The 24,631-nt window shown below is 33.4% G+C and carries 23 protein-coding genes; 1 reads left to right on the forward strand and 22 read right to left on the reverse strand.

The window, feature by feature from the left end; genetic code table 11:
* Positions 1–18 precede the first annotated feature (18 nt).
* The 18 genes from carB to RH915_RS07945 form a co-directional block, all read right to left on the reverse strand.
* Complete coding sequence (carB, locus tag RH915_RS07860) at positions 19–3,237, reverse strand: carbamoyl-phosphate synthase large subunit (protein ID WP_310479112.1); 3,219 nt, start codon at positions 3,235–3,237, stop codon at positions 19–21.
* A gap of 256 nt (positions 3,238–3,493) precedes the next feature.
* Positions 3,494–3,952 (reverse strand): hypothetical protein, encoded by a 459-nt coding sequence (locus tag RH915_RS07865; RefSeq protein ID WP_310479114.1) that lies wholly within the window; start codon positions 3,950–3,952, stop codon positions 3,494–3,496.
* Positions 3,953–4,042: 90 nt separating this feature from the next.
* Positions 4,043–4,921: a CPBP family intramembrane glutamic endopeptidase gene (locus RH915_RS07870; RefSeq protein WP_310479116.1), complete on the reverse strand. Its 879-nt coding sequence runs from the start codon at positions 4,919–4,921 to the stop codon at positions 4,043–4,045.
* Positions 4,922–5,162: 241 nt separating this feature from the next.
* On the reverse strand, positions 5,163–5,846 hold the full coding sequence (locus tag RH915_RS07875; RefSeq protein ID WP_310479118.1) for an anaerobic ribonucleoside-triphosphate reductase activating protein: 684 nt from the start codon (positions 5,844–5,846) through the stop codon (positions 5,163–5,165).
* A 15-nt stretch (positions 5,847–5,861) separates the two neighbouring features.
* Positions 5,862–7,994, reverse strand: coding sequence for a ribonucleoside triphosphate reductase (locus RH915_RS07880; protein WP_310479119.1), 2,133 nt, complete (start codon positions 7,992–7,994; stop codon positions 5,862–5,864).
* A gap of 359 nt (positions 7,995–8,353) precedes the next feature.
* Entirely contained in the window at positions 8,354–9,205 is an 852-nt protein-coding gene (locus tag RH915_RS07885; RefSeq protein WP_310479120.1) for a methyl-accepting chemotaxis protein, read from the reverse strand.
* Between the two features lie 173 nt (positions 9,206–9,378).
* Entirely contained in the window at positions 9,379–10,227 is an 849-nt protein-coding gene (locus RH915_RS07890) for a methyl-accepting chemotaxis protein (protein WP_310479122.1), read from the reverse strand.
* A gap of 231 nt (positions 10,228–10,458) precedes the next feature.
* A complete protein-coding gene (locus RH915_RS07895; protein ID WP_310479124.1) occupies positions 10,459–10,701 on the reverse strand; it encodes a YkoF family thiamine/hydroxymethylpyrimidine-binding protein in 243 nt (80 codons plus the stop codon).
* Positions 10,702–10,779: 78 nt separating this feature from the next.
* A complete protein-coding gene (gene murI, locus RH915_RS07900; protein ID WP_310479125.1) occupies positions 10,780–11,607 on the reverse strand; it encodes a glutamate racemase in 828 nt (275 codons plus the stop codon).
* Between the two features lie 212 nt (positions 11,608–11,819).
* Positions 11,820–12,593, reverse strand: a complete 774-nt coding sequence (locus RH915_RS07905; protein ID WP_310479127.1) for an ATP-binding protein — start codon at positions 12,591–12,593, stop codon at positions 11,820–11,822.
* A 79-nt stretch (positions 12,594–12,672) separates the two neighbouring features.
* The gene (locus tag RH915_RS07910; RefSeq protein WP_310479128.1) at positions 12,673–13,038 is read right to left on the reverse strand and encodes a hypothetical protein; all 366 of its coding nucleotides are present in this window, start codon (positions 13,036–13,038) and stop codon (positions 12,673–12,675) included.
* Between the two features lie 175 nt (positions 13,039–13,213).
* Positions 13,214–14,098 (reverse strand): fumarylacetoacetate hydrolase family protein, encoded by an 885-nt coding sequence (locus RH915_RS07915; RefSeq protein WP_310479130.1) that lies wholly within the window; start codon positions 14,096–14,098, stop codon positions 13,214–13,216.
* A 159-nt stretch (positions 14,099–14,257) separates the two neighbouring features.
* A complete protein-coding gene (gene ypeB, locus RH915_RS07920) occupies positions 14,258–15,616 on the reverse strand; it encodes a germination protein YpeB (protein WP_310479132.1) in 1,359 nt (452 codons plus the stop codon).
* A gap of 17 nt (positions 15,617–15,633) precedes the next feature.
* Positions 15,634–16,323 (reverse strand): spore cortex-lytic enzyme, encoded by a 690-nt coding sequence (gene sleB, locus RH915_RS07925; RefSeq protein WP_310479133.1) that lies wholly within the window; start codon positions 16,321–16,323, stop codon positions 15,634–15,636.
* A gap of 170 nt (positions 16,324–16,493) precedes the next feature.
* The gene (gene rodA, locus RH915_RS07930) at positions 16,494–17,597 is read right to left on the reverse strand and encodes a rod shape-determining protein RodA (RefSeq protein WP_310479135.1); all 1,104 of its coding nucleotides are present in this window, start codon (positions 17,595–17,597) and stop codon (positions 16,494–16,496) included.
* Between the two features lie 167 nt (positions 17,598–17,764).
* Positions 17,765–17,989 carry an alpha/beta-type small acid-soluble spore protein gene (locus RH915_RS07935; RefSeq protein WP_310479136.1) on the reverse strand — a complete coding sequence of 75 codons (225 nt, stop codon included), beginning with the start codon at positions 17,987–17,989 and terminating at the stop codon, positions 17,765–17,767.
* A gap of 157 nt (positions 17,990–18,146) precedes the next feature.
* Complete coding sequence (locus RH915_RS07940; RefSeq protein ID WP_310479137.1) at positions 18,147–18,362, reverse strand: hypothetical protein; 216 nt, start codon at positions 18,360–18,362, stop codon at positions 18,147–18,149.
* 100 nt (positions 18,363–18,462) lie between these two features.
* Positions 18,463–19,200 (reverse strand): DUF1385 domain-containing protein, encoded by a 738-nt coding sequence (locus RH915_RS07945; RefSeq protein ID WP_310479138.1) that lies wholly within the window; start codon positions 19,198–19,200, stop codon positions 18,463–18,465.
* 145 nt (positions 19,201–19,345) lie between these two features.
* Here RH915_RS07945 and RH915_RS07950 point away from each other — a divergent pair, with 145 nt between their 5' ends.
* Complete coding sequence (locus tag RH915_RS07950) at positions 19,346–19,912, forward strand: hemerythrin domain-containing protein (RefSeq protein ID WP_310479140.1); 567 nt, start codon at positions 19,346–19,348, stop codon at positions 19,910–19,912.
* Between the two features lie 153 nt (positions 19,913–20,065).
* Here RH915_RS07950 and RH915_RS07955 read toward each other — a convergent pair whose 3' ends face one another.
* The 4 genes from RH915_RS07955 to RH915_RS07970 all read right to left on the reverse strand — a co-directional run bounded on the left by RH915_RS07955 (position 20,066) and on the right by RH915_RS07970 (position 24,621).
* Positions 20,066–21,028, reverse strand: coding sequence for an acyl-CoA dehydratase activase (locus RH915_RS07955; RefSeq protein ID WP_310479141.1), 963 nt, complete (start codon positions 21,026–21,028; stop codon positions 20,066–20,068).
* Positions 21,029–21,041: 13 nt separating this feature from the next.
* On the reverse strand, positions 21,042–22,136 hold the full coding sequence (locus tag RH915_RS07960) for a 2-hydroxyacyl-CoA dehydratase (RefSeq protein ID WP_310479142.1): 1,095 nt from the start codon (positions 22,134–22,136) through the stop codon (positions 21,042–21,044).
* A 3-nt stretch (positions 22,137–22,139) separates the two neighbouring features.
* A complete protein-coding gene (locus RH915_RS07965) occupies positions 22,140–23,144 on the reverse strand; it encodes an acyl-CoA dehydratase activase-related protein (RefSeq protein WP_310479144.1) in 1,005 nt (334 codons plus the stop codon).
* A 196-nt stretch (positions 23,145–23,340) separates the two neighbouring features.
* On the reverse strand, positions 23,341–24,621 hold the full coding sequence (locus RH915_RS07970; protein WP_310479146.1) for a CapA family protein: 1,281 nt from the start codon (positions 24,619–24,621) through the stop codon (positions 23,341–23,343).
* Between the last annotated feature and the right edge of the window lie 10 nt (positions 24,622–24,631).

A 24,631-nucleotide genomic window follows, 5' to 3' on the forward strand; every position in this document is an offset into this window, starting at 1 on the left:
AAAGCAAGTAATAACAGCCTATTTAATACTCAAATGATACTCTTGTAAATTTTTAACTTGTTTATTCGTTGTTTTATTCTTGTAATCTTCAATGCCTTTTGCACTGGCTATTGCAGCTGCAATTGTTGTAATGTAGGGTATTTTGTGTCTTATGGCGGCTTTTCTTATAAAGGAATCATCGTCATTGCTCTCTTTTCCTAGTGGGGTGTTAATAATGATATCTACCTCTTTATTTGTTATGGCATCTAGAATATTCGGTCTACCTTCATTTACTTTGGTTACGATTGTAGATTTCACTCCATGGGCTGATAAAAACTGACTTGTTCCTTCTGTTGCTTTTATTTTAAAGCCTATGTCTGTAAACTTTTGAGCTACTGGTAAAACCAATGATCTATCTTGCTCTCTTACGGTTATTAATACGGTTCCTGAAGTTGGTAAAGATACTTGGGTCCCTTCTTGAGACTTATAGAAGGCAAATCCAAATGAATCACCCATACCTAAAACCTCTCCTGTTGATCGCATTTCCGGTCCTAAAAGAGGATCTATTTCTTGGAACATATTAAAGGGAAATACAGCTTCTTTTACCCCATAGTAAGGAATTTCTTTTGCTTCTAAACTACTCACAATAGATTTATTGCCTTTTACGTTATCCATTATAATCTGTGTTGCTACTCTCGCCATAGATATGTTGCAAATTTTCGAAACTAAAGGTACCGTACGGGATGCTCTAGGATTGGCTTCTAGTACATATACCTGATCATCTGCAATGGCATATTGTATGTTCATCAATCCGATTACTTTTAGTTCTTGGGCTATTTTTTTTGTGTATGCTTTAATCGTACTCAAGTGTTTCTCTGAAATACTTATTGTAGGTATTACACATGCAGAATCTCCTGAGTGTACACCGGCATACTCTATGTGCTCCATTACCGCTGGTACAAAAACCTCTGTACCATCGGAGATGGCATCTGCCTCTGCTTCAATTGCACTATTTAAAAATTTATCAATTAAAATTGGTGTTTTAGGTGAAATATCTACTGATTGATTAACATAGTTGCTAAGCATTTCTTCATTGTAAATGACCTCCATACCTCTACCACCTAGTACATAAGAGGGTCTTACCATTAAAGGATATCCGATTTTTTTTGCTACAGAAAGTGCCTGTTCAAGATTAGAAGCCATTCCGGACTCAGGCATTGGGATATTTAGTTTTTTCATCACTTCATCAAACCGATCTCTATCCTCTGCTAAATCAATGGCATCTAAAGGTGTACCAAGGATTCGCACCCCTGCTTCTTCTAATTCACTGGCTATATTTAAAGGTGTTTGACCGCCGAACTGAACGACCACCCCAATTGGTTTTTCTTTTTCATATATACTTAGTACATCTTCCACGGTAAGTGGTTCGAAGTATAGCTTATCTGAAGTATCATAATCCGTTGAAACTGTTTCTGGGTTACAATTAACCATAATTGTTTCATACCCAAGTTCCCGTAATGTAGTCGCTGCGTGAACACAGCAATAGTCAAACTCGATCCCTTGCCCAATACGGTTTGGTCCTCCACCAAGGATCATCACCTTAGGCTTATCACTTACTTTTGTTTGATCCGGGGCATTATACGTGGAATAATAATAAGATGCGTCTTCAACCCCACTTACAGGCACTGGTTCCCATGCTTCTTTTATACCTAAATTAATTCGTTGTTTTCTAATTGACGCTTCTGTTTCATTTAAAAGCATTGCAATATACTTATCTGCAAAGCCATCTTTTTTTGCTTTAATGAGTAATTCATCGGGTAAGGTATTGTTTTTATACTGTAACATCTCTTCCTCTAGCAATACTAATTCCTTCATTTGCTCAATAAACCAGGACTTGATAGCGGTTAATTTGTGAATTTCTTCTATCTTAGCTCCTTTTCGCAGCGCCTCGTAGATCATAAAATGCCTTTCACTTGTTGGGCTAACTAATAAAGATAAAAGTTCTTCTAATGGTTTTTGATTAAAATCCTTAGCAAATCCTAAACCATAGCGTCCAATTTCTAAAGATCGAATGGCTTTTTGTAGCGCTTCTTTATAGTTTTTTCCAATACTCATAACCTCGCCAACAGCCTTCATTTGCGTACCTAGTTTATCTTCGGCTTCCTTGAACTTTTCAAAGGCCCAACGAGCGAATTTAACAACAACATAATCTCCGGATGGTGTATATTTTTCCAGGGAGCCATCTTTCCAATAAGGGATCTCGTCGAGTGTTACTCCAACTGCTAACATAGATGATACCAGGGCTATAGGAAAACCAGTTGCCTTTGAAGCTAAAGCAGAGGATCGAGATGCCCTAGGATTAATTTCTATTACAACGATACGTCCTGTTTTTGGGTCATGGGCAAATTGAACATTTGTGCCACCAATTACGCCAATGGCCTCTACAATATCATGGGCATGTTTTTGTAGCCGTTTTTGTAGTGCTTCACTAATGGTTAGCATAGGTGCAGTACAGAAAGAATCTCCTGTATGTACCCCCACAGCATCTACATTTTCTATGAAGCATACTGTTATCATCTGATTTTTTGCATCTCTAACGACTTCTACTTCTAACTCTTCCCACCCTAAAACGGATTCTTCAACAAGTACCTGCCCTACTACACTGGCGGATATTCCACGGTTAACCACATCTCTTAATTCTTCTAAATTATATACTAATCCACCCCCGGTTCCTCCCATAGTGTACGCAGGCCGTATAACTACTGGAAATCCTAATTCTTTAACGATATCTTCTGCTTCTTCAACGCTGTATGCAGGAAAGCTTTTCGCCATTTCTACACCTAACTGATCCATTGTTTCTTTAAAGGCAATTCGGTCTTCGCCTCTTTCTATGGCATCAACTTGAACACCAACCACTTCAACTCCAAATCTTTCAAGAATGCCTTCATTATGTAACGCAACACAAAGGTTAAGCGCTGACTGTCCCCCTAGATTTGGGAGCAGTGCGTCTGGCTTTTCCTTTTCAATAATTTCAGTAAGCCTTTTTACATTAAGTGGCTCAATATATGTTGCATCCGCCATTACTGGGTCAGTCATAATTGTTGCAGGATTTGAATTGACTAATACAATTTGATATCCTAATTTTTTTAAGGCTTTACAAGCCTGAGTCCCCGAATAATCAAATTCACAAGCTTGCCCAATGATTATAGGACCAGAACCGATTATCATGATCTTATTAATATCAGTACGCTTTGGCATAACACACGCTCCTCTTTAATAGATTTTTATTGATTTTATTATATCAACAATTTATATGACTAGCCACAAATTTCTGAATATTTTTTCATTTTTATGTATATTTATAAATTTAATTTAATATTACTTTATTCAAAATTGTTTTGGATTTTATTCTATCAATCTTTCGTGAGGTAATTATGCAAATTCATTATAAACAAAAGGTGTCTAAGCATTATTACATAAACTTAGACACCTTGTACAATTTGTAAATTTATAATTATTTCGCAATATCAATTTTTTTAACCTTTTTATAGTAATAATAAACAAGGGCTGTAACAAGAAGTGGGATCAGTTCTACAGGTCCAAAGAAGCTATAAGAAGTTGATTCTTCGGTAATTGTCACAGCTTGTAAAGCCTCTATTCCGAAAAAGTACCCTATGCCTTGCATAATTAAATAGGTACTTACAAATATATACAAAATCCCATTTCTTTTAATGAATTTACCATAGATACCAACTATTAATCCTATACTATGAAGCATATGACCAATAATTTTAAAGTGAGGTAAATTTAACATACTACCTAACATAGAAACTATTGTACCGGCTATGAGGATTATCATTGATTGTTTTATATATCTGCTATCGTTCAAAATAAGATAGAAAACTCCTAGGACTATCATCATAAAAAAACTGCCTAAAAAAATCCCTTCTAATTTATCAATACTACCATTCATTTTATATATCCTTTCCTTTGACCTGTAAGGTTAATTATACTAACGTAAAACCAAGATATTAAGCATCTTGGTTTTACTGATTTATAAATTTTATGAGTCAGGGTGATCTTCTTCTACTATGTCTACTATGTCTTCTTCAAAGCTGTCTACAGCTTCAACTTTATTTTTATATAGATAGGTAAATACACTTACGGTCACTACAACACTGATTATAAATGAAATGAAAAGATAGTTATTGAAAAAATCAGGACTTGCATACTCTACCATAATTATACTGGATAGATTTAAAAGTGCATGGAGTATAATCGGCGCCCATATAGACTTTAACCAAACGTACACTAATCCTAATAAAATACCAAATAAGAAGGTATATACCCCTTGTATTAACTGCATATGGTATAGACCGAACAAGGCAGCTTGTATAACAATTGTTACTTTTAAAGATAAGTGTTTTTTCAGTTCAGAAAAAACAAGTCCCCTAAAGATAATTTCCTCGATTATTGGTACAACAATTCCTACAGCTAAAATAGTAAGAAATAGATTGTCCCCTAGTATAAATCCCATGCTTTCCTCATGTTGGGCAAAGGAATCTGCAAACAACCCTAAGCCATGGACAACATTTAGCACAAAAATATTTATAAAGTAAATGGAAATTCCAACAGGAATTAGTATTGCCACATGCTTTAATGACATTTTATTGAATTTACACACATTTAAAAAACTTTCATTTCTTTTTTTGCATATTAAATAGTAGATAATTACTGAGACAAAAGCAGCAAATATAAGAGAAATTGGAATATGCTCCATCACTTTTTGATTGATAATTTCCTCAAATGCATCCGTTCCAAAAAGTTCAGCGTGCTTTGTACCTAGTACAAAGCCTAACCCTAATGTATAAAATATTTGGAAGAAGTAATAAATTACAAGATAGAGTAAAATGAGTCCAGATGTTTTAAATAATTTGTTCATTTTTCCAATCCTTCCTTTGTTGATTTTATAAAATCTTTTTCTACACTATATCATTTATTTACAATAATAGTAAGGGTATTTATTCACATAATACATCAACCACTAAATTAAGATTTTATCTTGTTTAATTTAACCTTCTAATCATTAAACTGAATTTTCTGAAATACCCTTATGGATAACTTTCAAAAAAATCAAAAAGATAGCAATATTATACACAATATCACCATCTTTTTGTTTGTTATTAACGTATTTTTATTTCTTCAAAGTAGGGTTTAAGTGTGCTTTCTAATTCTTTCATTGTACTAGAATCAAAGGAAGAAAGCTTATTCTCTCCACAAAGTACACCTTCGCCGTCCTTAAAGTTTTGAAGACAGTATTTTTTACTGCCCTCAAGCATTTTCCCTATATTTAGTATATCCTCTTTGGTTAAAAGCGCTTTACATACTGTCGTTCTAAACTCATAGTTAATATCACTGTCTTTAACTATTTGAATACTTTTCTTTATTTTCTGAACATCTACCTCTGCGCCTGCTACTTTAGAATATTTTTCTAATGGTGCCTTTATATCCATCGCGATATAATCAATTAATTTATGGTCTAGTAGATGCTTTAGTATATCGGGTTTTGTGCCATTTGTATCTAGTTTTACAAAGAAGCCTTCGTCTTTCACTTTAGATATGAAGTCACATAAATTTGGTTGTAGCGTCGGTTCTCCTCCGGATATACAAATTGCATCTATAAATTTCTTTCTTTGCTTTATAAAATTAAGGACTTCTGATTCATCAATTTTTTCCCCTCTATTGTTTACTAAATCCCTATTATGACAATAAGGACACCTAAAATTACAACCGCCTACAAAGTAGACGGTGGAAATTTTATCAGGGTAATCTATAAATGAAGATTTTTGTATTCCTTTTATGTTCATCTTAACGCACTCCTATTAAACTGCTTCTGTGCTCGCATCCTTTATGTTCTCTATTTGACTTAAGCTGTCATCGGCTGAAAACTCTTGTCTGTCTTTATACTCTTCTTTTTTCCCTTTATTCCAAGCCTGAACTGGTCTGTGGAATCCTACTACTCTCGTCCACACTTCTGTTTCTCTACCACAGTCTGGACACTCAAATTGCTCCCCTTTTAGATAACCATGCTCTGTACATATGGAGAAAGTAGGCGTAATCGTTATATAAGGAATCTTACTATTTTCCATTGTTTTCTTAATTAGTTGTTTACAAGTTTCTACGTTGTCAATTTCTTCTCCAATAAAACCATGAAGTACGGTTCCACCAGTATAAAGGGTCTGTAGATTTTCTTGTAGTGCAACTGCTTCAAAAATATCTTTCGTATGCCCTACGGGTAATTGTGTTGAATTTGTGTAGTATGGCTCATCTGTACCTTGGCAGATTAATCTTGGGTACATCTTCTTATCAATTCTTGCAAAACGATAAGCAGTCCCTTCCGCCGGCGATGCTTCTAAGTTCCAGAGACTTCCTGTTTCTTCTTGGAATATTTGAATCACTCTGTTCATAAACTCCATAATTTCAACCGCAAAGGCGTTTCCTTCTTCTGTTGTAATGTCTTTACCTAGAAGATTTAAACAAGCTTCGTTCATACCATTTAAACCAATAGTTGAGAAATGATTTTTAAAATACTCTCCAGTTGCATCTTTCACATCTTGTAAGTAGAACTGTGAGTAAGGATACAGCCCAACGTCCATATAGCGCTCTAGTACCGCCCTTTTCGCTTCACACACCTCTTTCGCGGTTTCCATCAATTCTCTTACACGCTTTTTAAAATCTTCTTCTGATTTTGATATATAACCAATTCTAGGCATATTTAATGTAACAACATTTATGGATCCAGTTAAGGGGTTCGCTCCAAAAAGACCGCCACCGCGTTTTCTTAACTCTCTGTTATCTAATCTTAGACGACAACACATACTTCTTATATCCTCTGGAGAAAGATCCGAGTTTAAGAAGTTTGCAAAGTATGGGGTACCAAACTTTCTTGTCATTTCCATAATAGCGTTAACAACTTCTGAATCCCATGGGAAATCATCTGTTATATTTACAGTTGGTATTGGGAAACTAAAAGCTCTTCCTGCTCCGTCCCCTTCCATCATCACTTCACAGAAGGCTTTATTGAAGATATCCATTTCTTTTTGGAATTCTCCGTAAGTTTTTTCCATATTTTTACCACCGATAATTGCAGGTAGTTTTTTCAGTAATGGATGTGGTGCTATATCAAGAGTAATATTCGTAAATGGTGTTTGAAAACCTACTCTTGTCGGTACATTTAAATTAAACACAAATCTTTGCAATGCTTTTTTTACTTGCCCATAAGATAACCCATCATAATGTATAAATGGTGCTAAATATGTGTCTATACTCGAAACTGCTTGTGCCCCGGCACTTTCACCTTGTAGCGTATAAAGTAAGTTAACTAATTGTCCTAGAGCTGACTCAAAATGTCGTGGTGGTTTTGATTCTATTTTCCCTTTTGCTCCTTTAAATCCTCTTCTTAAAAAGGCTTCTAAATCCCAACCACAACAGTATGGTGCTAATAATCCTAAATCATGTATATGTAGATCACCGCGTACATGGGCGTCTCTTGCTGATTTATCATAGATTTTATTTAGCCAATATTTGGATGTAATGCTTTCTACAATATGGTTATTTAATCCTTGTAGAGAGAATCCCATATTCGCATTTTCGTTGACACGCCAGTCTTCTAAATTGACATAGTCTTCCACCATTCTTTCTGCGTCCATAAATAGGTTTTTCACTTCACGTATTTCTTCTTGTTTTTTTCTGTATATAATATAGGCCTTTGCTGTTTTAGCATGCCCTTCTTCTATTAAAACTTTTTCTACTACATCTTGTATATCTTCTACTGAAGGTATACCTGCACTATATGTTTCATTAATGATATCTATCACAATTTTTGATAGTTTATTTGATTTCATCTCGTCTGTACCGCCAACCGATTTTGCGGCTGCAAATATTGCTTCTCTAATTTTTACAGGATCAAATTCTACAATTTCTCCATTTCTTTTTTGTATCTTTGTTACGCCCATGTTTATCCCCCTTATTGTGTTTTGTATATTCTTTATATACTATATATTGTATATAGTATAATATTATTACCTTAAAAGACAACAGGGCTTTAGGCTCAAAAACATATTTTATTTTGTTTTTTCTATTTATTACATCACTTTTCTTCTCTTTTCTCAGCTTTTAAAATTTACTATCTTGACAAAAATTCTTTTCTATTTCTATGTCTATATTTCAACGAATCTAAAAAATATTTCTTCTCATTATATAAAACTTTTAAAAAACTTACTGTCATAAAAGAACATCTAGTACTCACTACCAATGATGTCTGTTAATTTGCTAGATAAAAAAATCCATCACGTATGATGGATTTTTTTATCTACTACTCATATTCATCTTTACTTAATTGTTCTGCCTCGCTTTTAAGGATGTCACCCATGCTCCTGATTTCTTCCATAGTTGCAAGTATTTGTTGATTTGCCTCAGCTTGTTCGATTAATATTTTTGTAATATCTGATACTTGGGTGTTGATTTCTACGCTATCTCTTTTTATATTTTTTAATACTTCATCTATCTTTTTTATAGATTCAGCACTGTCTGTAGCAAGTTTTCTAATTTCTTCGGCAACAACACCGAACCCTCTTCCTAAACTGCCGACTCTCGCTGCCTCAATAGCTGCATTTAATCCTAGTAGGTTTGTTTGACTTGACACTTTATTAATAAAACCTAAAACTTGATCTGTTTTTTGCACTTCTCCTAATGAATGTTCAGATACTCCAGTTAGATCACTTGCTACATCCGACATCTTATTTGACTTAGTTGCTACTTCTTCAGTTGAATCAGTTACATTCATAATCGCCATATTCAGTTGTTCAGCTAATTCTAGAAGTTTGTCCTGTTTTTCTGTAACTGTAGCTACTATCACGCCCCCGACAACTTCACCTGTTTCATCATGTAGTGGTATTGCAACCCCTATATATGGAAACCCAAAAACTTCTTTCGGCACTCTACCAATTAACCTTTTGTTCTCTTGAATCGCCCTCAAAATTAGGGTTCCTTCTATATGCTTTGTTCCCGGTTTTACTTTGTGATCAAGTAATTTTCCTGGGGAATAGCTTATGGCTTCTTCTAAATCACAGACAGATACCGCTATATCGTCAACAACAAGACTGTTTAGTAATGGAGCTACCGCAACAAAATGTTCAATTATTTTTGGCATGTTCTTTTCTTCCATTTTATCAAGTCCTCTCTTTACATTTTATTTCTTTAAATTCCATATATTTATAATATAAGTTAATATTCGACTAAAATTGGATTAATCCTTTTTATTATACATTATTTTCTTGTACATGTTTACACAAAATAAAAATCCGTCTAAATAGACGGATTTTTATAAATTTATTTATTTTAGTTATTATATTCATCACGACTTAGCTTCTCCGCTTCATCTCGAAGTACATCACCCATACTTCTTATCTCTTCCATTGTAGCTAAGATTTGTTGATTTGACTCTGCTTGATTCATTAATATTTCTGTTATACTTGTTATTTGTGTATTAATGGATTTACTATCCACTTTTATATTTTTTAATACTTCATCTATTTTCTTAATGGATTCAGCACTATCAGTAGCTAGCTTTCTTATTTCTTCTGCAACAACGCCAAAACCTCTACCTTGGCTACCTACTCTTGCTGCCTCTATTGCAGCATTTAATCCTAATAAGTTAGTCTGACTTGACACTTTATTAATAAATCCTAAAACTTGATCGGTTTTTTCTACTTCTTTTAAAGAATTCTCTGACACAGTACTTAATCCTGTTGCAACACCAGACATTTCATCAGACTTCGTTGCAAGTTGCTCCGTTGCATCTGTAACATTTGATATTGCAGAATGTAACTGCTCTGCTAATTCTGTAAGTCTATCTTGTTTATCTGTAACTGTACAAACAGTAACCCCACCGATTACTTCTCCTGATTCATCATGTAAAGGCATCGCAACCGCTATATAAGGAAATCCAAATAAATCTTTTGGTACACGCCCTACAATTCGTTTATTTCCTTCTATTGCCTTTACCATAGTAGATCCCTTAACATGGGGCATACCTGCTTTTAATTTATGATCTAGAAGCTTTCCTGGTTCGTAATGCACACAGCCTTCTAAGTCGCATATAGATATAGCTATGTCGTCCATAATTAATGCATTTAAAAGCGGTGCTACACCGATAAAATGTTCTATTATTGGATGAAGTTTTTTCATATAAATTCCTCCTTCTTTCGTATTTCAAACCTAGTTCTATATAAAATAAAAGTAATATGTTTGTATAATTTTATTACTTACATACTTCGACGTTTCTCGTCAAATTCCTTTATTTTTTTACATTATTTTCGAGTTTTTCTAATACTATTTATACCCTATTATCTTATACCCTATTATCGGGAAAAATAAAAGATGCTCTATATATTTATATAAGAGCATCTTTTATCTTTATTAGTGTTTTGCTGAGTTTGTAATTGTTACCACCATACTAACTTCTCCACCTGAGGTTTGAGCTTGATCAAATAAACTTTTTAAGCTATTCCATACGCTGTCCTCGTTTCCATGGACATGGGTAGCCATTGATCCAACTTCATATTCAACTGATTCTTGGTCTAAAGTTTCTATGGAGTTGTTTATAACTCGACTCGCATTTTGCGTTTTTAAAGGATAAAGGGTTACTTCTGCATGTATCAAATTAACACCTCCTACAGTCCAATTTGCAAATCTATTGCATTATTAGTATGTAGGATTTGTTTTAGTTTATCCACTAGATCATTCATTCATATTTAGGTATGTTAACTTTCCTTCCCAGTTTAATCGCTTTAATTGCATCTCGAGTAACGCTTTACTCAAATTAATACGCAATTTTTCTGAGCTTGAATTCATTAAGTGTACTTCTGTGTTAGTTTGTGTATTATTTATATTTCCTTTAGTCTTTAGCATTCTATATAATTGTTTTGCAGTTCCCTTGTTGCCATGAACAATATTTATTTCTGGTCCTACAATCATCCTTACAAGGTCTGAAATAAAAACATAATGAGTACAACCAAGTACAATCGTACTAACCTTTGTTAAATCAATTGAAGCAAATAGATTTGATAAATAATTATGTATTTCTGTATTTCCTTCAACGCCAGACTCAATTAACTCTACAAGTCCAGGACAAGGCAACTTAATTATATTTGCTGTATTAACAAATCGACCAATTAAATCACTAAATTTTTTTTCTGCTAAAGTAACAGGGGTAGCCATTACTACAATCGTCCCCTTAGCTTGCTCGACAGCGGGTTTCAACGCAGGTTCCATTCCAATTATCGGTATTTTGTAGTGCGCTCTCAGTTCATTTATAGCAGCACTAGTAGCTGTATTGCAGGCTACAACCAGTGCTTTTACATTTTTTTTATAAAGAAATTCAGCAACTTCAAAGGTTAATTTCCTAACCTCATCTGTTGTTTTCGTACCATAGGGTGCGTTTTTTGAATCTCCAAAATAAATATATGTTTCTTTTGGAAGGCAAGTCATAAGTTCAGCTAATACACTTATACCTCCCACCCCAGAATCAAAAACCGCTATTGGTAATTGCTTTTGTTCATTTATCACGTGCTATACACCACCAAATCATAGCCATTTATAATAATAATGTATTTTGTATTCTTGCCTATCTTTTTAGATTATATCATGGTTATATGTTTTTATCTATAATAATGAGACTAATCAATCACTTTAAGGTAAATCCCTTGTATGACGTTAATACCAGCAAAAATAATAAAACCTCTTATTTCACAACAAGAGGTTCTAGATTTTATTATATGCTATTTTTTCTGTCCTTGTATACCAATCTTCACTTTATTAACTACAATATTTTTACTTGATTTAATTACTGCTTCATCTACTGCTCTTACAATACCGCCACAACATGGCACTTCCATAAAAGCAACTGTTATAGATTTTAAGTTATTAGATGCAATAATATTTGTAAGTTTCTCAGTATAATGCTCAAGATCATCTAACTTAGGGCAGCCTATGACTACTGCTTTTCCTTTTAATAAGTCTAAATGATAGTTTGGATAGGCAAATGGTACACAATCGGCAGTTACTAATAAATCAGCATTTTCAAAGTATGGTGCATTTACTGGAACAAGATTTAGTTGTACAGGCCATTGTCGTAATTGTGGTTTAATTTTAATTTCAATATCGCCGTTATTAACTGTCGCTTGTGTATCATTTGTTTCTTCTTCAAACTTCATCATTCTGCTACCTGGACAACCGCCATGCCCATGTCCATGTCCTTGGGGATTGTTGTGAGGAGTTTGACTTTGTTCTTGAGGTTTAAAAGTTTTTCCTTGGCTTTTAAGTAGTTCTTCCACTGCTTCTTCATCAAAGGCTTCCGCCTCTCTTTTTACAACTTTTAAAGCATTTTGTGGACAATGTCCAATACAGGCTCCTAACCCATCACAATAGATATCACTTACTAGTTTTGCTTTTCCATCAATAATTTGGATCGCTCCTTCTGCACATCCTGGAACACACAATCCACATCCATCGCATTTTGATTCATCTATTTCGATAATTTCTCTCATTGACATGTTGTTCACTCCCTTTTATTTATCTTAAGTATATTTTATTTAATAACTTTTTAAAAGTATGTGACAATTCTCACTTATGTTAGATTTTTAATGACTTACCACATAGAGGGCAATAAGATATATCATCGTCATAGGTTTCTTTACAATAATCACAAGCGTTTATTTTTTGCATTTTAAATACGAGTTTTTGTAAAGTTTCTATATCATTCTCTAATGATGCTATCTTATTAACTAATTGATTTAGTTGTGTTGTAGCAAACGCTTGATTATTTTTCATTTGATTGTAAACCTGTCTGCCAATCTCAATGTATAAATCTTCTAGCTCCTTTTCACGTTTTCGTATGCTTAAATTTATTTTACTAATCTCTACGACTTCAGATGATTTTTCTGAAAGAGATTTTACAGACTCGGCAAGTGTATAGGACAGCTTATCCATAAATCGCAAATAGACCGCCTCCTTATGTGTTTATTTTATTTTTATTCCGTACATAGCGATTTGGTTCCATAATTCAACTTCCAACTCTACTAAAAAGCTTCAAAAAACAAAAACACATTGCTCAATGGTGGATACATCCCATAAACAATGTGTTAATATCTAATTTCAATTTATTTTTTTATCCTTACTCAACTTTGTTTATTAAAGTTCCTATTTTATCTATATGGCATTCTATCATATCACCTGATTTTAATAGTTTAGGTGGTTCAAAACCCATTCCTACTCCCGATGGCGTTCCTGTAGCAATAATGTCTCCAGGCATCAATGTTATCCCTTTTGAAAGATCACTAATTATATATGGAATATCAAAAATTAGATTTTTCGTATTTGACTTTTGGCGTAATTCCCCATTTACCTTTGATGATAATTCTAATTCTAGTGGTAATGGTAATACATCCTTATGGACAATACATGGTCCCATTGTCGTGAATGTATCTAAGCTCTTTCCCCTTGTCCATTGTGTATGCTTCCGTTGTAAGTCTCTAGCAGTTATATCATTCATAATGCTATAGCCAAAAATGTACGCTTCTACCTCTTCTTTTTTTATATTAGTTCCTTCTTTTCCTATAATAATGGCTAGTTCTACTTCATAGTCTACTTGTTGTGTTATATTATGGTGAGGATTTATCAGTCCTCCTGGACCAACAATACGATTAGCCATTTTACTAAAATATACTGGGACATCAGGGATTTTTCGTTCTTTTCCTAGACTATCTTTTAATTCTACAACATGATCTTTATAATTTAACCCTAAACATATAATACTTCTTAAGGGGATAGGAATAGGTGCTTTTAATTGGATATTGTCTAAAGAAATTGACTGTGTATTTTTTTCTAGCATACCTTTTTTAATTGTCATTAATTTCTCTTGATCAAAGTTTTCGATTAACTCCTGCATGGTATTAAATTTGTTACCTTCCAGTAATACATTCATATTAAAAACTTGGTCTTTATCATTAATAACGCCTACTTTTTCTTGATTATTCTCTAAATATGTAATAAATCTCATTAAATCATACCTTTCTACATTTTTACTCATTGTACATAATATTTATTAAATATTCAATATTTTTAAAATTGGATAAGCTTCAAAAAGAAAAAGACAAGCGCTATTTTAAACGCTTGTCTTTTTCTTAAATTAAAGTTATATTTGTCTTTTGCAATTTTATCAAATGACTAGGGTTCCGTCTTCTTGTTCTACCATTAATAATATTTGTCTTTGATGACCAGTTTCCGCATGAATATATATTAAGTAACGATCTTCTCCTAATTGAACGGTAAATTCATAGCATAGAACTTCGTCCTGTCCTTCCGTAGGTATCATAGCCAATCGTACATTTTCAACTTCAGCTGCACTTGTTAGCTTCTCTCTTGCCTCATCTTCTGAAATTTCAGGTTCTGCTATCTCTCTTTCGTGATGATTCATTAGATATCCTTCTGTTTCTAATCCAAGAATATCTCCATTATCTAATGCCACTTTCACTTTTATTAAATCTGGATACACAATTACATCATCTTGCATATATGCAAAGTTAATTAATATCTGTCCTTCATAAGCAATTGTATAAGTTGATACCATATCGTCATAGCCTAAAGTTTGTAAAAATTGCTCTGCTATGTCAATTGCCTCATTTTCGTCTAATTGACTATCTCCTACTACTCTAGGATTAATATACCATAGAATGTGTCCACCTTGTTTCGTTATACCTGCAGCAACCTCTTCTCCATCACCATTCCCTTCTTTTTGTGCACGAAGATAGTAACCTGTAAAAGCTGTATTTTGAATGCCACCAACAGCTTCTATATTGCTTATATTTTGATCTGAAAATGCTTCTTGTAATACTCCTATAGCTTCATCTCTTTGTATTTCTTCACCCTCGAGTCTGGGCTTCCTGTCTTTCATATGCTCTGAAAAAGGTCCATCATAGATTAATTCTGGATAGTCCTGCATACGTTCCTCTATATTAATTAAATTCATATCTGTCATACGATCATTTACAGCATCTAAATCTCTATTTGCTTCTCTTCTTAAATCTCCAAAGTTTACACCGTCCGCTACAATTTGCTGTTGCAACTCTATTAAATGTTGTGATAATAGATTAGCGTAACTATGTAGCTCAGTTAAGGTTTCCATTTCTTCTTCATCTAATAATTGTCCTTCTAAGGTTTTATTAACCATAGCTGTACAATAGTCTCCCATTTGACTAAGAAACTTTTCAACTTGACGAATATTAGCATGGTTTAAAGGTAATTGAGTTAATTTTTCTTGTGCCATGTAACTTTGAAATACGGTCTCATTTAAAAATTTAGCCATATCATTCGTTGAACCTGATACCATTGCTTTTGCTAAATCAACTTGTGCATTTTCAACATGCCCAATTAAATCATAAAATTGACGTTGAAACTGCAAATCAAGATAAGTGTGATAGTCTCTTGATTGATTATATTGATAAACACCCCATATACTTGTTCCTATTAACGCTATTCCTAGAATAACTGGTAGGGTATATCTTTTCCATTTCTCCATAATACGATTTCACTCCTTTAATGTGCAAATACGTGTCTCCCTATTCTTAAACTAATTTCCCTCGTCCAAATCCACTGACTGGTTGCTGTGGCAGGATTCCAGAAATATATGGCTCCCCCGGTTGGATCCCAACCGTTTAAAGCATCCCGTGCAGCTCTATAAGCCGAGTCATCGGGTTGTTCATTAATAGTGCCTCTTTTTACTGGTTCAAAGGCACAGGGTTGGTATACAACACCGGCCATCGTATTTGGAAAAGCTGGATTCCTAACCCTATTTAGTACCACTGCTCCTACTGCTACTTGTCCTTCATAAGGCTCACCTCTTGCCTCCGCATGGATCGTTCTTGCTAATAAATGTACATCATCACTCCTTGAAACACCACCACTTGCCGGTGCAGAAGTACCGCCCCCTGCTCTAGGAAGTCCTATAGCAGCTCTTGTTTGAGGTCCAACTATACCATCCACCGTCAAACCATTTCGTCTTTGAAAAAGTCTCACCGCTTCATAAGTCTGTGGCCCGTAAGTACCGGATATTGGACCGTCATAGTATCCCCAATTACTAAGTCTCGTCTGAATCGTTCTTACTTCAGCTCCAGTAGAGCCCCAGCCAATGTTTTGGCCGTGAACATCGTCAATTATGACATAGCTTAGAAATGATAGTGTCATTACGAGCAATAATGCAATGCTAAGCACTTTATTCTTCTTCATATGTACCCTCCTTGCTTGTTTTTCCATTGTAAAAGCTATTATAAAAGTACTATTATTTTTATCTAAAACTAATTAATTTATCCAAAAAAGAGAAAAATCTTTGACCATATATTAGTCAAAGATTTTATGTGTATAATGCTATATATTTAATTCATCCCCTAATTTTAGAATTAGAAATTAATTTTATATCTTCGGATATTAACATTTAAAACTAGTCCGATGGCAATCATATTTGATAGCATAAAGGTTCCCCCGTAACTTACGAAAGGCAAAGGTTTTCCTGTAACAGGCATTAGACCTATTGTCATGGCAATATTTGCAAAAATATGAAAAGCTAACATAAAGGTTACACCTGTTGCCATATATGCGCCAAAATCATCTTTCGCTTCTCTTGCTACATCAATACACCTGATTAGCAGTATCATGTAACAAATTAGTAGCAAAAATACGCCTGCAAACCCAAGGATTTGTGCGGTTATTGAAAAAATAAAATCCGTGTGCTTTTCCGGTAAAAATCCATACTCGTGAAAATACCGTTCAATATCTGTAACCCAAAGACCAAAGAACTGCCCAGATCCTACAGTAATCTTCGATTGGATAATTTGATAACCCCTTCCCATTGGATCTAATTCTGGATTTAGGAAAATTAATATTCTATCTTTTTGATAACCTTCAAGTCCAAGCCAAATTAATGGGGCTGATACGATTGCCCCTAAAGCTGTATATATAATATATTTATATTTTAGACCTGCCACAAAAAACATTCCAAAGGTAAATATTACAAAGGCCATCGTTGTCCCTAAATCCGGTTGCCTAGCAACAAGGGCCATAGGAATGGCAGCAACCACTAAAATTTTCAGAATCGTTACCGGTTTATTTAAATTTTCTTTATGATCACTTAGCATTTTTGCTATACAAATAATCATACCTATCTTAACAAAATCCGAAGGCTGAAAACCAAATCCGCCAATACGTATCCATCTTCTTGCACCCCACTGCTCATCTCCAGTTCCAAAAACTAAAACAGCAACTAAAAGTAAATTTGATAGAATATAAATTGGAACGTAAAATTTAGCAAACTGATTATAGTCAATAAATAAAATAACAATGATTGCGGCAAATCCAATAAGTACCGAAGCAACTTGTGTCCTTATATGACTTTCACTCCAGCCAGTGGCTTGTCCTACCATAAATACGCCAAGAACACAGATAATAAGTATTACTGCGACCAAAGTAAAATCCATTTTTTTAATCATTTTATTTTTTATCTGCATAGTGCGCGTATCCTCTCTAATCAAAAAACTCTCTTATTACTAGTTTACTCTAGAAATATACCTTTTGCAACATGAAACAAGATTGTGTAATAAAACAAAAATACAACAATAAAAGCGAAGCATTTGCTTCGCTTTTATTGTTGTATTTTGAATTTGGACTACTTTAATTATTGTTGACCACTCATGTTTTGTTGAGCTTGTTCTACTAATCTTTTAGTCATGTATCCACCAACATAACCATTTTGTCTCGCAGTTAAGTTTCCTTTATCAGTTTGCTCATAGTTAGATAAACCAAGTTCATTTGCAATCTCAGTTTTCATTTGATTTAGAGCTTGACGAGCAGCTGGAACTACGATTTGATTTCTACCTGAATTATTGTTGTTGTTTGGCATTATCGTCACCCTCCTTCCATAAGTGTGTTTTGTAGCGCTAGCTACACTACTATTATGTGTGGAGGATGTTATTTTAATCATTGTAAATTTATACTAAATTAGTATTTTATGTATATAGCAAGAACTGTTAGAAAGTCTAACAGTTCTTATTATTTAACTAAAATCTAAAAAATCCACTTGAACCAAATAAAACTAAGAAAATAATAAAAATAAAGATTAAGTTTTGATCTAAGCCAAAGAACCCAGTTCCACATCCTGCTCCTCCACCTGAAAAAAACAGAAGAAGAATAATTATTATAATGTATATATTCGATCCTTTACCAAAACCTCCAAAGAAATTGCTTAACAAATCATTTTTTACTGTTTCACTCATTTAAATTGCCCCCTTCATTTTTGAATATAATTAAACGCTCTTAATCCATACTATGAAATTCATAAAAAGGTGTGCAAATCTAAATGAACTTTTTTGAAATTTAAATTTTTCTTTTATTTTGCTCATTATTATATATTGCTGTAACCTGTAGTAACTTGTTAAACCCTTGTATACCTACTTCTAACTCAAACAAGCTAGGTTCTCTTACTGTAATGTATTGAAGAATATTTAAGGATTCTAAAAATTTATTTTGCATTTTGGATAAATACTTTGTTATTTGTAATGCCACAATTAAAAGAAACAAATAAAATATTAAATAATTTATTTTAAGAAAACTAGTCAAAACATAAAGGATCAAAAAAATTGTCACAAGGTTAGACCCACATTTTTTGTTAAATCTTGATGATTGTTCAACCTCATTTATGTCTATATAGCCTTTTTCACTATAACAGTTAATAATTTTATGTTCTGCCCCATGAAATTTAAGAATTTTTAATATACTTTTATGATTTAATACGCTTACAATACCAATCATTATATAAATCCATACTTCATAAGTCCGAAAAGGTTCCATAAAATTAAATATTAGGTCCAGTATTAGTAAAAAAGTTAGTGCACAAAAAACAACCCTAATTTTTTTATTTATAATTTTCCATTGATAGAAAAAAATTAAAATACCATTTAAAAAAGGTATTTTGGAAACTTTTCTTAGCCATCTTGGTGGTAATATCCACTGAATATCATAGTCAACTCTATTATTATAATAAGTAGCTTTGACTTTAAAAATATTATTAAAAAATGTGATTCCGTCTTTATGTGCATACCCACCAATTTTCATCTGCTCACATCCTTATCCTATAAGATTATAACCTTTTTTAAAATTTAAATACATATTAATTTATTTTTTTGATTTATATCACGGCTAAATATATAAAATACGTCTATAATAAAACTAAATTAAAATATGTTAAGGAGGATGAATAATGAAAGCAACAGAAGTTCTTGTATCAGAACATAAAAATATTTTACGTATATTAACAGTAGTAAAAAAACTTTGTATAGAGGTATATAATACAAAAAAGGTGCATTATGAAGGTTTTTTTGATGCTATTGATTTTATTCGAAACTATGCAGATAAATTTCACCACGGGAAAGAAGAAGATATTTTATTTGATAAAATGTCAGCAGAATTAGGCGTAGAAATAAAAAACGGCCCAATATATGGTATGCTGGCAGAACACGATTTAGGAAGATTGTTTATTAAAAACCTAGAAGATGCACTGTTACGATCTAAGGAAGGTCATGATAACGCAGAAATCGATATCATCGCCAATGCTACTTGCTATACTGACCTACTTCACCGTCACATAGATAAGGAAGATACCGCTATTTTTACTTTTGCAGAAAGAAGTTTTGATCAAAAAACGAAAGAAATAGTTGATGAAGCATTTGAAGCTAGTAAAATCCGTCTTAATAGCGATGAAACAGAGGCAAAATACGTTGCACTACTGGAAAAGTTAGAGCAATATACACAAGACATAAAGTTCTAATATTAATTTAGATAAAAACATTAATATTAAAATATAGAATTGACAAAGCGTATATATAAAGAACACATTTATTCAGCGTCATGAGAAACCGTCCAGACGCTGGTTAAATGTGTTCTTTTTCATTTTACAAATTATATGTAATCTTAAATGTGACTATAGACTGTTAGTAAACTTTCCACAACGATCTCCCCACATGGCAGCTACTTTACTATCCAGTTCTACTTTTATTACTTCACAGTGATTTGAACAGTCTGCACAATCAAAGGTAGAAGGTATAAAATCTAAATCAGCTGCTTCAAACCCTCTAAAATTGGTCTTTTCTCCAGTAGACTTTATATGTTCTTTTGCTAAAATTGAAGCACCTAGGGCGCCCATAATGTTAAAATGCTTTGGTATAATAACTTCTTGATTAATTTCTTTCTCAAAAGCACTTCGAATACCCACATTAGCAGCAACGCCCCCTTGAAAAACAAAAGGAGGTTCTAGTTTTTTACCCCGACCTAAATTATTAATATAATTTCTTACTAGTGCATCACATAGTCCTTGAATGATTTCCGCCTTAGAATACCCAAATTGTTGTTTTGCAATCATATCTGATTCAGCAAAAACTGTACACCTACCTGCTATTCGTACATCTCTTTTGGATGTTAAAGCTAGGTCGCCGAACTCCTCAATAGGAATACCTAATCGCTCAGATTGATGATCCAAAAATGAGCCCGTTCCAGCAGCACAGACTGTATTCATTGCAAAATCAGTCACCATCTGATCTTCTATTACAATTATTTTTGAATCTTGTCCTCCAATTTCAAAAATAGTCCTAACATTTGGAACTTCATGTATGGTTGCTGTGGCATGGGCTGTTATCTCATTTTTTACAACATCTGCCCCTACCATTACGCCAATTAACTGTCTTCCACTACCAGTCGTTCCCACACCTTTAACAGTCACTTCATTCCCCACAGTGTTAGCTAATTCTTTTAATCCTTTTTTTACAGAATCTAATGGCTGTCCATTTGTTCTTATGTATTTACTAAATAAAACTTCTCCATCTTCTTTTGTAGCTACTATGTTTGTACTAACGGATCCTACATCAATTCCTAAATAAACTTCTTGCATCCTGGCCATCCCCTTATGATATTTTTTTAGCTTGTTTTCCTTTTACTAGATCTAAAAAGGCTTCTATTCTTGTAAGGGTATTTGCAACACCCATTTGTTCATCAATTGATAGGGTAAGAACTGGAATTCCTAACTCTTCTGTAACTTTAGGCACAATACTTTGGGATACTAATTCAGGTAAACACCCAAAAGGCATTAGATGTATAACACCATCAAAACCACGATCACTAAAGTCAACAATTTGCCCCATTGTTAATTTCGCATGGCCACCAATCTCAATTGGGATATATTTTTCACCTTTTTCTAATATTTGTTTTTCATGTGTCCCTTTTCTAAGAAACTTAGGCAAGGCATTGTAGCTGATCCAATTAGATAAATACTGTGACCTTTCTACCTCAGCTCCAAGGTTACCTAAAAGCTCTTCCATTTTCATATTTATGGATGGCTCCATTACAACATAAATCTCTCCAACGATTCCTATCCTTATTTTTCTATCTGATTCTACATCGGTTTGCTTTATATTTGAGAGTAATTCTTGGCCTTTATGAAAAGCCTCTTTTATTTCTTTTTTAGTATTGGCTTTGTCAAATAGCAATTGAATTTGCTCCCAAGTTTTTGTTGTTTCGCCTTTTTTTACTTCATATGCTCGAATTCTTTCAACTTCTTTTTCAAGGATATCTAATTTTTTAATCATATCATACACTAGAAGCAACGATTTTCCTACGGTAAACCATGACTTTTTATTTTTTATTTTCAATACATTATTAATAAAACTTTTATAGTCTCTAAATAATGAGTTAAACACAATAAATTCTACATTGTGCCCCTCTTGTTTTAAAATTCTGCTATGTACTTGCTCATAAAAACCTGCTCTACAGGGTCCATGTCCACCTGAAGTGATCATAACTTCCGCACCTTTTTCAATTGCTTGCATATAGCTTCCCATAATAACTTTTAACGGAAAACAAGCAAACTCTGGACTATATTTCACCCCTAAATTAATTGTATGTTGACTTGGTTTTGGCGGCATAATTACTTCGTGGCCTAAAAGTTCTAGCAACTTTTTATATACAACCGTCGTTCCCATATATGGAAAAGATACCTTCATTGTTTAGGCACCTCGCTTTACTTTCATTTTTTTTCTTTTAATCATATCTACAAATGCTTCTATTCGCGTTTGTAAATGGTTTTCTCCTGTATGTTCATCTACCCTTACTGTCATAAAAGGTTTGTTGTATTCTTCTGAGTCCACTTCTAATAGTTTACCCAGCATCGAATCTGGTCCACATCCAAAAGCTGTTACGTGTACAAGCCCATCGACCTGATCATCTTGATAAAAGTGATATCCTGCAGCTAAAAGCTTATCGCTAAATGTCCAAAACATTGTCTTAGGCATATTTTTTAAAGATGCCTTTAGCAAATCCTCTGGAAGCATTTCAAAAGTTCTTACTTTTACACCCATTTCTTTAAGTCGATTATATATATCCATACTAATAAAAGTATCATAAATATTATAAACATAACCAACTAATCCAATTGTTACTTCCATATTTTCTTTAGGTTCATGATTGTATTCTTCCTCTGTACAATTACCTAAGGCAATATCAGCAGCTTCTAAGGCAGAATATCCCTTTCTAGAGTATTCTCTAAATTTAAACCAGACTTTTTCTGCTTTTTCTAATGCACTTTGATTAAGCTTACTGGATATATTAAATTTTTCTTCAAAGATCTTATAGTTCTTACTCGGTACTGCTATATTGTCACTGTGTGATTGAATTGTGGGTGAAATAAGCTTCTCTTCAATATTTTTAAAAGAGTGGCGTAGCATATCTGGTAACCCCATAAACTTTGGGCAAAAAAATTGACCTTTCTCTATAGATACAAAACGCGGAGCAAAAATGTAATCTACATCTTGTTCTAAAAGTGTAAGGACATGCCCAATATATACTTTTATGGGTACACATATTTCTGGAACCGACCCTTTTACACCTTTATCAATTATTCCTTTTGTTGTCATTGGCGTTGTCACTACTTCAAATCCTATTTCCTCGAAGTAAGTTTTCCAAAATGGATAGTAATAAGCATACAGCAAACTCTGTGGTATACCAATTTTCATCTTCATCCCCCTTACTATAAAGTTAGTATTTTATTCGAGTATTCATACTCGAATAAAATCTAACCTAAAAGCACTATATGTTGTCACCACATTAAAATATTCCATAAAAAAGTTTTAAGAACTCATAATTTGGAAATCCTGCTAAGGTAATTTCTCCAAATTAATACATTTTTCCTTCTACATCTATAACATTTTATTAATTTCTTTTAAATACGGGTTTAGTCCTCAATAATTCATCTTCAAGGTCAACTAACCCTTTTGTATTCTCTTTAGAGTTTAAAATTCTTGATGCTATTTCATCAGAAAGCTCATAGCTTTGTTTGTTTTCAATATAATCAAGAACAGGTATGACCTCATAAACAAACCTTCCATTTTCTGTGTACCTATAAACCCAGGTTGGCATATACTTCACATTGTTAATGGAGATGGTATCTTCTTCAAAATCTTTCTTTAATTCCACTGTTACCATCAGTCCATCTTCCGTATAACGATTATTTAAGGTTTCATGTCGCTGGTTTGATATAAAATTCCCCATTGAATAAACTACTACGGTTTGATGATCATTAACTTCGTTTTTGATTAATTCTATTGGTTGTACTACGTGAGGATGACTTCCAAAAATAATATCTACGCCAAACTCAGATAATTTCTGAGCAATCATCTTTTGAAACTGATTAGGCTGTCTTTGATACTCGTCACCCCAATGCATAAAAAACACAATGGCTTCTGCGCCGGCTTCTCTTAGATGATTAACCCGATTCTCCATTTCCTCATAGCTTTGTTCCATATATTCATATGAAAAAGTGTCGATTAAATCCTCATAGTCTTTTGGTATAGGGATCCCATTTAAGGTTTTTGTCTCCCCTTGCCTTTTTGTTTCATAGGTATAAGCAGTAAATCCTACTTTTACCCCATTTACGTCTTTAATCATGTAACTTTCTTCATCTACACTTTTTCTAGTGCCAATTACCCCAAGATCACGATCTCTTAGCACGTCTATCGTTCTATTCGCACCAGTTATGCCAGTATCAATGGTATGGTTATTAGCAGTAGCAATAATATCAAACCCTGCATCTGCTAGTCCGTCAGCCAAAGCATCCGGGGCATTAAATAAAGGAAAACCTGAATATCCTCTCTCTGCACCACCAAAAGTTGTTTCTAAATTAGCTAAGGCTATATCAGCATCCGTAATATAAGGCTTCATATGTTTAAAATTATTTGTAAAATCATAATCATCTATATCATTTCTGTATTGTGCATTTATTTGGGACATGTGGGCCATTACATCCCCTACGGCTGAGATTGTAATATAGACTGGTTCTGGTGTGCTTTCTTCTTGTTCATCAACTACTGTGGTAGGCTCTGTTTCTTTAAATGTTTCTTCATCATCTTTCATTGTAAAGGAACAAGCGGTCAGAAGAAAAAACACAAATAGACTGATAGTAACCAATTTGATATGTTTCGATTTTAATAACAAACTAACACTC

The organism is Serpentinicella sp. ANB-PHB4, assembly GCF_031432315.1.
Lineage (GTDB): Bacteria > Bacillota > Clostridia > Peptostreptococcales > Natronincolaceae > Serpentinicella.